Annotated in this window: 16 protein-coding genes and 1 riboswitch; of the genes, 12 read left to right on the top strand and 4 right to left on the bottom strand. The window is 61.9% G+C overall.

What is annotated here, in order from left to right:
- Positions 1-94: 94 nt before the first annotated feature.
- The 8 genes from ROSERS_RS15855 to ROSERS_RS15890 all read left to right on the top strand — a co-directional run bounded on the left by ROSERS_RS15855 (position 95) and on the right by ROSERS_RS15890 (position 7,517).
- On the top strand, positions 95-1,486 hold the full coding sequence (locus tag ROSERS_RS15855) for an Asp-tRNA(Asn)/Glu-tRNA(Gln) amidotransferase GatCAB subunit A (protein ID WP_011957790.1): 1,392 nt from the start codon (positions 95-97) through the stop codon (positions 1,484-1,486).
- Positions 1,487-1,489: 3 nt separating this feature from the next.
- On the top strand, positions 1,490-2,371 hold the full coding sequence (locus ROSERS_RS15860) for a DUF72 domain-containing protein (protein ID WP_011957791.1): 882 nt from the start codon (positions 1,490-1,492) through the stop codon (positions 2,369-2,371).
- A 50-nt stretch (positions 2,372-2,421) separates the two neighbouring features.
- Positions 2,422-2,565: riboswitch (cobalamin riboswitch) on the top strand.
- Between the two features lie 171 nt (positions 2,566-2,736).
- The gene (locus tag ROSERS_RS15865; RefSeq protein WP_041333867.1) at positions 2,737-2,964 is read left to right on the top strand and encodes a hypothetical protein; all 228 of its coding nucleotides are present in this window, start codon (positions 2,737-2,739) and stop codon (positions 2,962-2,964) included.
- An 85-nt stretch (positions 2,965-3,049) separates the two neighbouring features.
- The gene (locus tag ROSERS_RS15870) at positions 3,050-4,354 is read left to right on the top strand and encodes an ABC transporter substrate-binding protein (RefSeq protein ID WP_011957793.1); all 1,305 of its coding nucleotides are present in this window, start codon (positions 3,050-3,052) and stop codon (positions 4,352-4,354) included.
- A 23-nt stretch (positions 4,355-4,377) separates the two neighbouring features.
- A complete protein-coding gene (locus tag ROSERS_RS15875) occupies positions 4,378-4,707 on the top strand; it encodes a (2Fe-2S) ferredoxin domain-containing protein (protein WP_232282634.1) in 330 nt (109 codons plus the stop codon).
- 14 nt (positions 4,708-4,721) lie between these two features.
- Positions 4,722-5,837 (top strand): iron ABC transporter permease, encoded by a 1,116-nt coding sequence (locus ROSERS_RS15880; protein WP_011957795.1) that lies wholly within the window; start codon positions 4,722-4,724, stop codon positions 5,835-5,837.
- Positions 5,834-6,856: an ABC transporter ATP-binding protein gene (locus ROSERS_RS15885; RefSeq protein WP_011957796.1), complete on the top strand. Its 1,023-nt coding sequence runs from the start codon at positions 5,834-5,836 to the stop codon at positions 6,854-6,856. Before ROSERS_RS15880 ends, ROSERS_RS15885 begins: the two co-directional genes overlap by 4 nt.
- 85 nt (positions 6,857-6,941) lie before the next feature.
- Complete coding sequence (locus tag ROSERS_RS15890) at positions 6,942-7,517, top strand: DUF7676 family protein (protein ID WP_011957797.1); 576 nt, start codon at positions 6,942-6,944, stop codon at positions 7,515-7,517.
- 19 nt (positions 7,518-7,536) lie between these two features.
- Here ROSERS_RS15890 and ROSERS_RS15895 read toward each other — a convergent pair whose 3' ends face one another.
- Genes ROSERS_RS15895 through ROSERS_RS15905 form a run of 3 tightly spaced genes read right to left on the bottom strand, consistent with a single transcriptional unit; the run spans position 7,537 to position 9,655 of the window.
- The gene (locus tag ROSERS_RS15895) at positions 7,537-8,364 is read right to left on the bottom strand and encodes a helical backbone metal receptor (RefSeq protein WP_049767607.1); all 828 of its coding nucleotides are present in this window, start codon (positions 8,362-8,364) and stop codon (positions 7,537-7,539) included.
- 5 nt (positions 8,365-8,369) lie between these two features.
- Positions 8,370-8,765: an acyl-CoA thioesterase gene (locus ROSERS_RS15900; RefSeq protein ID WP_011957799.1), complete on the bottom strand. Its 396-nt coding sequence runs from the start codon at positions 8,763-8,765 to the stop codon at positions 8,370-8,372.
- Positions 8,762-9,655: a cobalamin-binding protein gene (locus ROSERS_RS15905; protein ID WP_011957800.1), complete on the bottom strand. Its 894-nt coding sequence runs from the start codon at positions 9,653-9,655 to the stop codon at positions 8,762-8,764. The genes ROSERS_RS15900 and ROSERS_RS15905 overlap by 4 nt, the downstream gene beginning before the upstream one ends.
- A 103-nt stretch (positions 9,656-9,758) precedes the next feature.
- Here ROSERS_RS15905 and ROSERS_RS15910 point away from each other — a divergent pair, with 103 nt between their 5' ends.
- The 4 genes from ROSERS_RS15910 to ROSERS_RS15925 all read left to right on the top strand — a co-directional run bounded on the left by ROSERS_RS15910 (position 9,759) and on the right by ROSERS_RS15925 (position 12,783).
- Positions 9,759-10,697 carry a DnaJ C-terminal domain-containing protein gene (locus tag ROSERS_RS15910; RefSeq protein WP_041333871.1) on the top strand — a complete coding sequence of 313 codons (939 nt, stop codon included), beginning with the start codon at positions 9,759-9,761 and terminating at the stop codon, positions 10,695-10,697.
- A gap of 158 nt (positions 10,698-10,855) precedes the next feature.
- On the top strand, positions 10,856-11,182 hold the full coding sequence (locus ROSERS_RS15915) for a chaperone modulator CbpM (protein WP_011957802.1): 327 nt from the start codon (positions 10,856-10,858) through the stop codon (positions 11,180-11,182).
- Positions 11,183-11,223: 41 nt separating this feature from the next.
- Positions 11,224-11,919: a rhomboid family intramembrane serine protease gene (locus ROSERS_RS15920; RefSeq protein ID WP_011957803.1), complete on the top strand. Its 696-nt coding sequence runs from the start codon at positions 11,224-11,226 to the stop codon at positions 11,917-11,919.
- Positions 11,920-11,934: 15 nt separating this feature from the next.
- Positions 11,935-12,783: an SDH family Clp fold serine proteinase gene (locus ROSERS_RS15925; RefSeq protein WP_011957804.1), complete on the top strand. Its 849-nt coding sequence runs from the start codon at positions 11,935-11,937 to the stop codon at positions 12,781-12,783.
- On the opposite strand, the gene ROSERS_RS15930 is transcribed toward ROSERS_RS15925, so the two are convergent.
- Positions 12,772-13,848 (bottom strand): hypothetical protein, encoded by a 1,077-nt coding sequence (locus ROSERS_RS15930; RefSeq protein ID WP_011957805.1) that lies wholly within the window; start codon positions 13,846-13,848, stop codon positions 12,772-12,774. The two genes, ROSERS_RS15925 and ROSERS_RS15930, sit on opposite strands and share 12 nt — an antisense overlap.

The raw sequence follows: 13,848 nt of genomic DNA on the forward strand, positions 1-13,848 counted from the left end.
GGCTATACCGGATTATGTATTCAAAGACCACAATTTCGATCAACACCTACTCAACGGGAATGCAGCAACAGCAGGGACAGGAGGAACGTCTGCCATGTCCGATCTCACCCATCTGACAATCGCCGAAGCCGCCGATCTGCTGGCGCGGCGTGAGATCGCCGCAGTCGAATTGACTGAAGCGCACCTGCGTCGGATTGACGCCCACGACGCCCGCCTTAACAGTTTCATCACCATCACTTCTGACCACGCGCTCACACAGGCGCGCGCTGCCGATGCTGAGCTGACTCGCGGCATCCGGCGCGGTCCGTTACACGGCATCCCGCTTGCGCTGAAAGACCTGTACGATACTGCTGGCATTCGCACCACCGCTGGCTCGACATTCTTCGCCGACCGCGTCCCCGACACCGATGCCCGCGCTGTGACGCTGCTCTACCAGGCAGGCGCAGTGCTCCTCGGTAAACTGAATATGCACGAGTGGGCGCTGGGAGTGACCAACATCAATCCGCACTACGGTCCTTCGCGCAACCCCTGGGATCCATCACGAATCACCGGCGGTTCGTCCGGCGGCGCCGCTGCCGCACTGGCAGCCGGTCTCTGCATGGGCGCGTTGGGCAGCGATACCGGCGGCAGCATCCGTATTCCGGCGTCCCTCTGCGGTATCGTTGGTCTCAAGCCAACCTTTGGGCGGGTAAGCCTGCAAGGGGTTATTCCGCTGAGCTGGAACCTCGACCACGCCGGACCGATGGCGCGCACCGTGACCGACGCCGCATTGCTGCTCCAGGCAATTGCCGGATATGATCCGGACGATCCGGTGAGCGTTGCGCTGCCGGTCGATAATCTGCTCGCAACGCTCGATGCAGGCGTGACCGGATGGCGTATCGCCCTGGCAACCGATGCACACTTCGGTGAAGCCGATCCGGAGGTGATCTCCGCCGTCCGTCGCGCGGCAACCGTTTTCGAGGAACTGGGCGCCCGCGTGGAAGCGGTTGATCTCAGCCAGGGGCGTGAAGCAGCGCAAATGAACGCGCTGATGACAACCAGCGATGCAGCCGCATTCCACCGCGACCGTCTGCGCGATCACCCGCACCGGTTCGGCGCCGATGTACTGGCGCGTATGGAACGTGGCGCACAGTTCACGTCGACCGAGTATATCCTGGCGCGTCGCTTTCAGAGCGAATGGCGCCGACGCCTGGAACGCCTCTTCGATCAGTTCGATCTGTTGTTGACGCCTGCCACACCGATCACTGCGCCGGTCATCGAAGGGCTGGATTCAATCGAAGCGGCGCGTCAGTTGACCCGCTGCACCGCGCCGTTCAATCTCGCCGGTCTCCCTGCGCTCTCGCTGCCGTGCGGTCTGAGCGCCGCAGGATTGCCGATCGGGTTGCAGATCGTTGCCGCGCCCTGGAACGAAGCGCGGGTGCTGCGCGCAGGCAGGGCTTTCGAGAACGCAACGCAATGGCATCGCCAGACTCCGCCGGGATGGTGAGGTATGACGTCCACCAGCGACCAACCACGGTTCTATCTCGGCTGCGCAGTCTGGGCGCACCCATCCTGGAGCGGTGTTCTCTTCCCCCGCAATGCGCGCAGCGCCGACTATCTGCGCCTCTACAGCCGACGCCTGACAACCGTTGAAGGCAATACCACCTTTTACGCCACGCCGTCTGCCGAAACGGTACGGCGATGGGCGGACGAAACACCGCCATCGTTCCGGTTCTGCTTCAAACTCCCGCGCGATGTCAGTCACCAGGGACCGCTGATGGCACGGATGCGCGAGACGGAGACGTTTGTCCAACGCATGGCGCCGCTCGGCGAGCGACTGGGACCGTTCTTCCTGCAACTTCCGCCAGGCTATACACCGCGCCAGATCGACGATCTCGCCGCATGGTTGCAGGCATGGTCTCCCGCGATCCCGCTGGCTGTCGAAGTGCGCCACAGCGACTGGTATACCCCACAGGAAGAAGCGGCGCTCATGGCGTTGCTGGAACGTCACGGCGTCGGGAGAGTGTTGATGGATGTGCGCCCGCTCGACCTGGGACCGTTGCCCGGCGCGGATGACGATCTGCGCCGCGCGCGTGACAACAAGCCGGATGTGCCGCTTCACCCGCTCCGAAGCGCATCGTTCACACTGATACGCTACATCGGCCATCCCGATGTGGCACGGAACGATCCGCTGCTCGACGAATGGGCAGCGCGATTGCGCACGTGGATCGCGGAAGGCACGACCGTTTTTTTCTTTATGCACTGTCCTGTAGAACGCGAGTCGCCACTCCTCTGTCGCGCGCTGCAACGCCGTCTTGAAGGCGCACCCGGCGTACCGCCGCTGCCGTGGGATAGCGCAACCGATGACGGCGAGCAACTGTCCCTGTTTTGAACCCTCACTTGCACACCTGATGAAGATGTGCTATTATCTCAACACCTTTCTCAAGTGAATACCATCGCGGTGACCCGCAGGCCCGGATGCCAGGGCGTAAAGGTGGAAGCTGGTGTAAGTCCAGCGCTGTGCCGCAACTGTAACCGGTGACAATCACCGGAAGCCAGGACGCCTGCCGCGATGTTGAATGTGTTCGACCCTTCTCGAGCCAGGGAGGAGAACATGCCTGACGCCCCTTTCTCTGCACAGTGGGCAGGTCATGTCGCCCCGGTTCTCGGAAGAGACCGGGGCGGTTCGTTGACGGGCAGTGGAACGATGCCGGTGCGGAGCGCCGTCTGCGTCGCGCAAGCGGAGGTTTCACGCCTGTGAGTGAGAACGACGACGATGACCTGCACCGCGAACTCGCACACTGCCAGGAACGTCTGCTGCGCATCGAACAAGACCTGGCGCTGCTCGGATGGCTGCCCACATCGTATGCCTGGACGCTGATAGAACAGTTGCACCACGAGCATGCCAGATGTGCATGGCTCTGGCGACTGATCGGCGTATCAGATCGCAACGCCTCACGAGATGAGCGCCGGAGTCGCAGATGAGCGCGTTTCCGGACGTTGCCCGTGTGTTCTGTACCCATTGGCGGACGGTAGAACCGGTTTGCTGAAACCCGTGTGGAGGAAGCACATGCAACGAGTATCCCGCTGGATAACTCTCTTGCTGCTGGCGACGGCGCTGATCGCGTGCAGCGGTCAGCAAACCGCAGCGCCAACACCAACAAATGCACTTCAGGCGCCGACGAGCGCGCCAACCATCGCACCAACCGCTGCACCACCGGCTGAACCCACAGCAGCGCCAACCGTTGCGGCGCCATCAGCGCCAGCTGCAAATCTGACCGAAGGATGCGTCACCGACTACGATCCAGAAATTGACTACTTCCCCGAAAAAGTCACCCTGAGCGATTCGGTTGGCTGGACAATCGAGTACTTCAACAACTACAAAGTCATTACCGTGCTCAACCCCTGGCGCAACGCCGATGTGCAGTTCCGCTACGTCCTGGTGCAATGCGGCACACCCCCGCCGACGGAGACGGGTGATGCGCTGGTGATCGAAGTTCCGGTGAACAGCATCATCACCATGTCCACCACGCATTTGCCGCATCTCAGCGAACTGGGCGTGCTCGATACACTGGTCGGCGTTGATAGTTTCCTGTACATCAACAACCCCGATGTGCGCAAGAAGATCGAAGCCGGCGAACTCGTCGAGATCGGCGGCGGCGGGCAGGTCAACGTCGAACAGGCGCTTGACCTGCAGCCAGACCTGATCATGACCTATGGCGTCGGCAATCCGGAATACGATGCTCACCCCAAATTGCTCGAAGCCAACCTGAAGGTCGTGCTGAACAGCGAGTACATGGAAACGTCGCCCCTGGGACGCGCCGAGTGGATCAAGTTCACGGCGGCATTCTTCAACCGGGAAGCAAAGGCGACTGAGGTCTACAACACGATTGTGAGCCGCTACAAGGAGATAGCCGCGAAAGCGCGCAACGTTGCAACCAGACCGACGGTGTTCGGCGATGCGCCGTTCCAGGGGACGTGGTATATGCCGGGGGGCAGAAGCTACGTCGCCCAACTGCTGGCTGACGCCGGCGCCGACTACCTCTGGGCGGATGACACCTCAACCGGGAGCCAGCCGCTGAGTTTTGAAGAGGTGTTCGAGCGTGCCCGCAATGCCGATTTCTGGCTGAATCCGGGTTCATGGAAGAGTCTGTCCGAAATCAAGGCGGCAGATGAGCGCCTCACCGGGTTCGCCGCCTTCCAGAACGGCAACGTCTTCAACAACAACAAGCGCCTCAACGAGAACGGCGGCAACGACTACTGGGAAACCGGCGTAACGAACCCGCACCTGGTGCTGGCGGACCTGATCAAGATTTTCCATCCGGAACTGTTGCCAGACCACGAGTTGTATTTCTACCAGCAACTGACACCATAGAGGATCGCATGCAGAAGCCCCATATGAACCGGTATGCGCGCCACATCTTCATCTGCACCGGACGCTTCTGCGATCCGCAGGGGCAGGCTATCCATCTGTATGCGCTTCTGGCACGCCTGCTCGGTCCGCTGGGGCGCTATGAGAATCCGTGTCGGGTCAAACGGGGCACGACACCCTGCCTGGGTGTCTGCTCCGGTGGTCCAATCGCCGTTGTTTACCCCGATGGCATCTGGTACCACCACGTCGATGAAGGGGCGCTTGAACGGATTGTACACGAGCATCTGGAACAGAACAGACCCGTCGAGGAGTATATCTTTCACCGATTGTTTACCGACGAGACGGAGTCGCGCTGAGGCAGACATTGAAGATGGCACAGAAACGCAGCATAACAGACACGTTCCGGGAACCGGTCACGCCGACGCCGATTGCGTCCTGGCCCCGTCTGGGATTGCGTCCGCTGGCGTTGGCGGCGATGTGCGGCGTTATGATCCTGGCGTTCCTGCTCAGCCTGAGTTTCGGGTCGGTGCGCATCCCTCTGGAACAGGTGCTGACGATCCTGCTCGGCGGGCAGGCTGAGCGCGCCAGCTGGACAACCATCATCTACGATTTTCGCCTGCCGAAGGCGTTGACGGCAGCGCTGGCCGGCGCAGCGCTCGGCGTCAGCGGGTTGCAGATGCAGACCCTGTTCCGCAACCCGCTGGCAGATCCATTCGTGCTCGGCGTCAGTTCCGGCGCCAGCCTGGGAGTCGCGCTGGTGGTGTTGAGCGTCGGCGTCGCCAACACCACCCTGCTTGCAGTCACCGGTCTGATCGGCAATCTGAGTCTGGCAGCCGCCGCGAGCATTGGCGCCGGTGCAGTGCTGGCGCTGGTGCTGACGCTGGCGCAGCGGGTGCAGAACAGCGTGACGCTGCTTATTCTGGGATTGATGATCGGCTACATCGCCGGCGCGATTGTCAGCCTGTTGCTCTACTTCAGCATTGCGGAACGCATTCAGGCGTATATCGCGTGGGGTTTCGGCAGTTTTGGCGGGGTCACCTGGAGTCGGATGCACGTGCTTGCGCCCGTCGTGGGCATCGGGCTACTGCTGGCGCTCATCCTCACGAAATCGCTCAATGCGCTCCTGCTTGGCGAAGCATACGCCCGCAGCCTGGGGGTGGACATCCGACGGGCGCGGACCGGCATTGTCGCCAGCAGCGCCCTGCTCGCCGGGGCAGTGACAGCATTCTGCGGACCGATCGCCTTCCTCGGCATCGCCATTCCGCACCTCTGCCGGGCGCTGCTGCGCAGCGCCGATCACCGGCTGCTGATCCCCGCCTGCATTCTGGTCGGTGCGACGACTGCGCTGCTTGCAGACCTGTTCGCGCAGGCGCCGGGGATGAGTGTTGTGCTGCCGCTGAATGCCATCACTGCACTCATCGGCGCGCCGACGGTCATCTGGATCTTGCTGCGACGCGGTGTCGAAAGAGGAACATTTGGCGTATGAGCAGAGCGATTCTTGCAACCGAACACCTGAGCATTGGCTATGCCCCTCGCCGTGGTCCACGACGGATCGTTGCCAGCAACCTGAACCTGACCCTCCACGCGGGTGAAGTCGTCTGCCTGTTGGGACCCAACGGCGTGGGAAAGTCAACCCTGCTGCGCACGCTGGTGGGGATGCAACCGCCACTGGATGGACGGGTATGGCTCGATGGCGTCGATCTCTCCACGCTGAGCGCTCGTGAGATCGCCCGCCGTGTGAGCGTGGTGCTGACCGAGCGCGTCGAGGTCGGGCAACTGACCGTCTACGCGCTGGTTGCCCTGGGGCGTCACCCGCATACCGACTGGACCGGACGCCTGACGCCGCATGATGAGGCGATCGTGCGGCAGGCGCTCGAGGCAGTCAATGCGGTCAACCTGGCGGGACGACTGGTGCACGAACTGAGCGACGGCGAACGGCAACGGGTGATGGTGGCGCGCGCCCTGGCGCAGGAACCGCTGGTCGTGGTGCTCGATGAGCCGACCGCCTTCCTTGACCTGCCGCGACGAGTCGAGATCATGCGCCTGCTGCGTCGCCTGGCGCACGAAACACAGCGGGCGATGATCCTTTCGACCCACGACCTCGACCTGGCGCTGCGCAGCGCTGATCTCCTCTGGCTCATGGCGCCTGGCGGCGGCGTGCATGCCGGCGCCCCGGAAGACCTGGTGCTCGGCGGAGCATTTGAGGCGACCTTCGCCACCGAAGGGATCAGTTTCGACCGCCATGAGGGGCACTTCCGCATCCATCCGCCAACCCAGCGTCGTATCGCGCTGATGGGCGATGGGGTGGTGCGCGAGTGGACTGCCCGCGCCCTCGAACGTGCTGGCTATGCAGCGGTCACCCCTGATGAGCCAGTCGAATTACGTATCACAGTCACCGGCGACGGGTATCAACCGTGTTGGGAAGTGCGGAGGAACGGCGACGCACCGCAGCACGTTCAGACGCTGCGCGATCTGGTCGCGCTGGTGCGTCGCATTGAGGGGTAGCGCATACTCTCAATGATCGGTCAACGCTGGATTATTCGCGGGACTGCTTCAGGCATTCCCGCAACACGCATGTAAGGAGGGGGGCATGACTGCTGCGCTTGAGCCGCGGATCGTCGAAGAGCCTGGCAACGGAACACTCGAAATCTTTCCGCTGGAACCGAAAGAAGAGACCCTGGTCGCGCTGATGACCGAATTCTTCCGCGATCACTGGGACAAGATCCACTTCGGTCCGCTCATCCAGGGATCGGTGTTCGAGATCAAAGCCACAGCGCCGCCGACAAAGATCGGCATGCTCGATGGCTACCTGACCGTCGACTTTGGCGCGTGGCACTTCCACATCTGCATCGGCGAGCACAAAGGCAGCAAAAACAAGCCGGTCGATCCGGAACTCGCGCGCCACCGTCGCACCGCGCGCGCTGAGTTCTACCGTCGGCTCAACCCCGATGGCACAGTAGGGAGCTGGGGATTCCGCCTCTTCAATGGCAAAGACGAAAACCAGATCTACATCTTCCTGCCCAATCCATTTCTGTCAGACGATATGCGCTTCCTCAAGCAACCCGATTGGTCACGCCTGGCGCTGTGGGATGATCTGCGGCAGCGTTATCTGGGGTTGCCGCCCGATCCCAGAGACCGGAGCGGCAAGACGATGTTCCACGGTTGAGCCGGTCCTGCTGAAGGCGTCAATCCGGCGCATCGCAACCGCGTGTGTCAGGATCGATCAGGGCAGCAATGTCGCGCAACGCTGCAAGGGCGCGCAAACCGGGCCAGGTCAGCGCCATACCGTCGCACAGCAGGACACGCCCATCACGGACTGCCGGAACATCATGATATACCTCAAATGCGTCAAAATCACGCTGGCTGAACGCATACGGTTCATCCGGCAGCAGAATCACCTCCGGCTGCAGGCGCATGAATGTTTCCAGCGGAGCGCGCGGGTATCGCCCCGGCAGGCGACGTCCCAGGTTCTCCGCGCCGCACCGTTCCAGCAGATCGCCCGCATAAGTCTCCGCGCCCACTGCCATCCACGGGTCGCGCCAGATGAAGGTGAGCGTCGGAATCCGTCGCGTCGGGCGCCGATCCGTCGCCTTCAGCGCCTGGCGCAACGCCGCAAGACCTGGCGCTGCCTGATCGCTCGCCCCCAGGACGGCGGCAAGCTGCTCGAACTGCACCGGTACATCGGCAACACTGCGGATCGCGGTGACATACACCGGAATTCCGGCTGCGGTCAATGCCTGCACATCACGTGCACGGTTCTCTTCCTGATCGGCGATCACCAGATCGGGTTGCAGCGCAACGATCCGCGCCCGGTCAGGATTCTTCGTGCCGCGAATGCGTGGCACGCCAGCAAGCGCCGCCGCCGGTTCGATACAGTAGTCGGTCACGGCAACCACGCGCGCACCCAGACCAATCGTGAATAACCACTCGGTCAGGCTTGGCACAAGCGACACAATGCGCTGCGGCGGATGTTTCACGTCGAGACGACGCCCAAGGGCATCATGAACGATCATGAGGGTCACGACATTGTCTCCGTGAGCGGCGGCACAGCGACCGGGCGATTGTTGTCATCGAGCGCGACCAGCACACACGTCGCCTGGCACGCCAGCACCCGTTCTTCATAATCCATCGGTTCCCACCAGACATCCACCGCGATCTGCATCGAACTCCGTCCGGTGCGCACCAGACGAGCGATCACTTCGACAATCGACCCCTCACGGATCGGATGGTGAAAGTTCACTTCACTGATCCGCACCGTCACAACCTTGCGCCGACACCAGCGCGTCGCGCAGATGAACGCTGCCTGATCGATCCAGGCAACCGCCTTGCCGCCGAACAGGGTGCGGTAGTGGTTGGTATCGACCGGAAAAACCGGGAAAACCATGCGCGTTTCGGCACGGTCAGCGGCGCTCATCGCTCATCTCCTTCCTGCACAAAACACGTCGGATGCAGCAGGCGCGCCAGATGTTCGATCCCTTCCACCACACGCGGCGCCGGACGTGAGCAGTAACCATTCGCGTCCAGCGCGTACACCCGACCGGCGCGCGCTGCGGGGATGTCGAACCAGCCCGGCGGACGCGGCAGCGCATCCCACTCCTGTTGCGCGGCTTCGGCGGAGTAACCGCAGGGAATGAGCAGGATGACGTCGGGTTGCGCACCGATCACATCCTCCCAGCGCACCCGAAACGAACGTTCCCCGGCGCGGCCCAGCAGATCGCGCCCTCCCGCCAGATCGATCATCTCCGGCACCCAGTGCCCGCCGACAAACGGCGGGTCGAGCCACTCCAGCGCCACCACACCGGGACGTGGTTGACCGGCGACAGTGCGGCGAACGCGATCCAGTCGCTGACGCAGGCGCTCATTGAGACGCCTGCCGCGCTCCGGCATCCCAACCGCCTCAGCAATCGTCAACACATCGTTGAAGATGCCATCCAGGTTCGGCGGCGCCAGCGAAACGATGCGCGGGTTGCCCGGCAGCCGCGCCGCCAGCGAGCAGACATCGGCAAACGAGACGGCGCACACATCACACAACTCCTGCGTTATCACCAGGTCGGGCTGTAATTCGGCGAGGAGTGATTCGTCGAGCAGGTAGAGACTCTCGCCGCGCGCCAGTCGCGCGCTGACCACCCGATCAATCTCGGCGCTTGTCAACCCGTGCGGAATGGCGGAAGACGTCACCCGTGGCAGATCGGCAACAACATCAGGCGGGTAATCGCATTCGTGTGACACGCCTGCCAGCATATCCGCCAGCCCCAGAGCGCAGACAATTTCCGTTGCGGAAGGAAGAAGCGATACAATGCGCATACCAGTATCCTTTCAATTCACGTGCATCTATTCCTTATCATAATCTATACCCACACAATCGGGTATAATGCTTCCGTATCTCGACCGAAGAGCAGATCATCCTATGGATTTCAAAGATTACTACGCTGTGCTCGGCGTTTCTCCCGATGCCGACGAACAGACCATCAAGAAGGCATACCGTAAACTCGCGCGTCAGTACCATCCCGACGTCAATCCTGGCGACCGGCAGGCGGAAGAGCGTTTCAAAGAGATCAACGAAGCCTACGAAGCGCTCAGCGATCCGGAACGTCGCCGCAAATACGACCAGTTGCGCGAGCAGTACCAGCGCTGGCAGCAGCGTGGCGGCGTCGGCGAGTTCGACTGGGGTCCATGGCAGACCGCCCCCGGTCAGACGGTGTATACCTACACAGTATCGCCGGAGGACCTGGAAGATCTCTTCGGAAGCGAAAGTCCGTTTTCGGACTTTTTCGGCTCGATCTTCGGTCAACCGCGCACGGCGGCGCCGCGAGGTCCGCAACGGGGACGCGACATCGAGTTCCCGGTCGATATTTCGCTCGAAGAGGCGTTTCACGGCACAACGCGCTCGCTCCAGGTCGGGAATCGACGCATCGAGGCGAAAATCCCGGTTGGCGCTCGCACCGGCACCCGGGTGCGCCTTGCAGGTCAGGGACGACCCGGTATTGCTGGCGGACCGCCCGGTGATCTCTATTTGCTGATCAACGTCCTGCCCCATGCGCAGTTTGAGCGCGATGGCGACGATCTGACAACCACCGTGCCGCTGGATTGCTTTACTGCGATTGCTGGCGGCGAGGTGCGCGTTCCGACGATCGATGGATCGGTGATGCTCAAGATACCGCCGCGAACGCAGGCGGATCAGGTGTTCCGCCTGCGCGGAAAGGGGATGCCGCGCCTCGAACGTCCCTCTGAGCGCGGCGACCTGTTCGTGCGGGTAAAACTGGTGCTGCCCGACACACTCAGCGATGCTGATGTCGAGACTATTCGCTCTCTTGTGCGAGAACGGGGTGGCAAAAAAAAAGGGTGACCGACATGCCACGACGATTGACACCACAACAGTCCGTTGCAATAACATGGACGGTGACGCTGACCGCCATCCTGATCGGCGCCGTGCTATTGTGGGCGCTCTTGAGCATCGGGACGCGCTGAGATTGGAGTCGCACGTGTTGTATCAGGAGCAATCATATGCTGATCCGCCGTATCAATCCTGAGACGCTGGCAGCACAGACAGGTCTGCCGGTTGAGGTGATTCAGGAACTGATCGATCTGGGGCTGATCGGGACACTACCGGAACCAACCGAAACCGACCTGCGCGAGTTGCGACGGGTGCGTCGCCTGATCGACACGCTCGGTCTCTCCCACGAGGCTGTCGATGTCATCCTCCAGATGCGCCGTCGCCTGGTCGCTCTGCAAAACGAAGTCGCGCAACTCAGGATGGAACTGTCGGAACGCCATCGTGTCGAGCGCACATCCGTCTGGATCGAAGCAGAGTGGGTCGAGACGCGGGAATGATACATGCGTCTCGACTTATTATTTCTCTCTGAGATACGCCCATGATCCCTCTCTATGACACTATTCATTCGCGCTCGTTTCCGTTTGTCAACTGGATGCTCATCATCGCAAATGTTGCATTCTTCCTGATCGAAGTTGCGCTCGGAACGGACGCCGAATGGCTGGTTGCAACGTTCGGCGTTGTGCCAGCGCGTCTGCTGGCGAATCCAGGACCCGACCAGATTGCGACCCTCTTCTCATCAATGTTTCTCCATGGGGGATGGTCGCATCTGCTGAGCAATATGCTGGCGCTCTTCATCTTTGGCGACAATGTTGAGGATCGGATGGGTGGCGGGCGCTATCTCACATTCTATATCATCTGCGGGTTGATCGCCGCCCTGACCCACGTCTTTTTCAATCCGGATTCGCGCATTCCGACCATCGGCGCGAGTGGCGCTATCAGCGGAGTGCTCGGCGCATACCTGGTTCTCTACCCTACAGCGCGGGTAATCACCCTGATCCCGATCTTCTTCCTGCCGTGGTTTGTGGAAATTCCCGCAGTTATCTACCTGGGCGTCTGGTTCCTTTCCCAGTTGCTGAATGGAACACTGGCGATCATCATTGGCGCGCAGGGGTTTGGCGGTGTGGCATGGTGGGCGCATGCCGGCGGGTTCGTCGCCGGTATTGTGCTTGTCGGGCTGTTCATTCAGCGTCGCTACCAGCGACGAGTCTATGCAGACGAGTACTGGCCCTGGTGAGTGTGGAGGTTGCACGTGGATCTGATTGGGCTATTCTGGATCTTTCTCATTATCTCATCACTGCAACCGGTCATCCGTCAGAAAATGCTGGAGACCGGACGCCTGCGGTTGCTCGAACGCATCGAACAACAACGGCAGAGTCGCGTCATCGTACTGATCCACCGGCAGGAAACGCTCAGCCTGCTCGGATTTCCGCTGGTACGCTACATCGACATCGACGACTCGGAAGCCGTGTTGCGGGCGATCAAAATGACCGACAGGGACGTTCCAATCGACCTGGTGCTCCACACACCGGGCGGATTGGTGCTGGCCGCCGAACAGATCGCCAGTGCGCTGCGCAAGCATCCGGCGAAGGTCACCGTGTTTGTGCCGCACTACGCCATGTCGGGCGGTACGCTGATCGCCCTGGCTGCCGATGAGATTGTGATGGACGAAAATGCCGTCCTGGGACCGGTCGACCCGCAACTGGGACAGCAACCGGCGGCCTCGATTCTTAAGGTGCTCGAACGCAAACCGATCAGCGAAATCGACGACGAGACCCTGATCATGGCCGACATCGCCGAGAAAGCCATTCGCCAGGTGAAAGCGACAGTCATTGAACTGCTGGCAGACCGCATGGGCGCCGAACCGGCGGAACATATTGCAACGATGCTGGCAACCGGCGTCTGGACGCACGATTATCCGATCAGCGTCCGCGAAGCGCGCGAACTCGGCTTGCCGGTCAGCACCGATATGCCGCCGCTCATCTATCAGTTGATGGGGTTGTACCCGCAAACCGCCCAGCGCCGCCCATCGGTCGAGTACATCCCGCTCCCCCGGTCGCGCGAGCCGGAGCGACGCCAGGTGCGCGGCTCACCGTGGTGAGCGTTCACCCTGCCCGTGTGCCTCCAAACCTGGCATACGCCCGATCAAACCGGCCACATCGCGCGCCAGTCGGAACGATTGGCGCGCTGCATCTTCAGAAAGCAATCCCAAGCCGCACGTCGCCGTCACCAGCGTGTGACGCGCCATGTCAACCTGCCTGTCACATCCGGCAGTGGCAATGATCCAGTGCGTCAGCAGATCGGCGCTGCCCACCCCGGAGAGATCAAGTGTCGTCGGCGCCAGCCCAAACGCCAGGATGCCGCCCTCCTTCACGAAAGCGCACACATCCGGATCGGCACACCACGACGCAACCCGGTGGTACGCATCGAACGACACAACATCCGCACCGGTCCGGCACAGGAGCGCTACGGGCGGCGTACCGTCCGGCAGGAGCGCACAGCAGTGAATCCCACCCAGCGCACCGGTCGCCTGAATGCCGCGCACAACCGATTGCACCACGCGCATCGCCTCCCCCGTGGCGTCGCGTTGCGGAAGCAACGCCAGGTACGGCTCGTCGAGCATGAGCAGCACCGGCGTGCGCCAGCGCGCCAATCGTTCGATCTGCCAGATCGCCAGGCGCTGAATGTAGCTGCCTGCCGCATCCAGTGCAGCCGAATCGTTCACCAATGGCTGCCCATCAACGAACAATAGCGCCGCCAGCGTCGCCGGACCGATGATCTGCCCCTTCAAGGCGACGGCGCGCGGAAATGCGCCATCTGCCAGCGCACGCTCAAATGCGAAGAACCCGGCGGCGGCGAACGGTGCAAGTTCTGCCTGCGCACACTCAAAACGGGCCATCAGATCGGCGCGCCGATCCGCCCGGAGAAGCGCATACCCATACGAGTCGCGGCGCGGCGCCAGCAGATCGCAAACCGGCGTCAACACCTGCTCGACCATGCGCTCCTCCACTGCGCGCTGTGGCAGTTGGGGCCAGAAGGGAATCTCCGGCGAGACTTCGGCAACCAATCGCACGGCCGCCTCAGCATCGGTATGCGGCAGGCTGCCGATGCCGGTCACTGCGCCGGCGCCGAGTCTCCGACAGGATAGGATTTCACGTATGTACAT

The organism is Roseiflexus sp. RS-1 (genome assembly GCF_000016665.1).
Lineage (GTDB): Bacteria > Chloroflexota > Chloroflexia > Chloroflexales > Roseiflexaceae > Roseiflexus.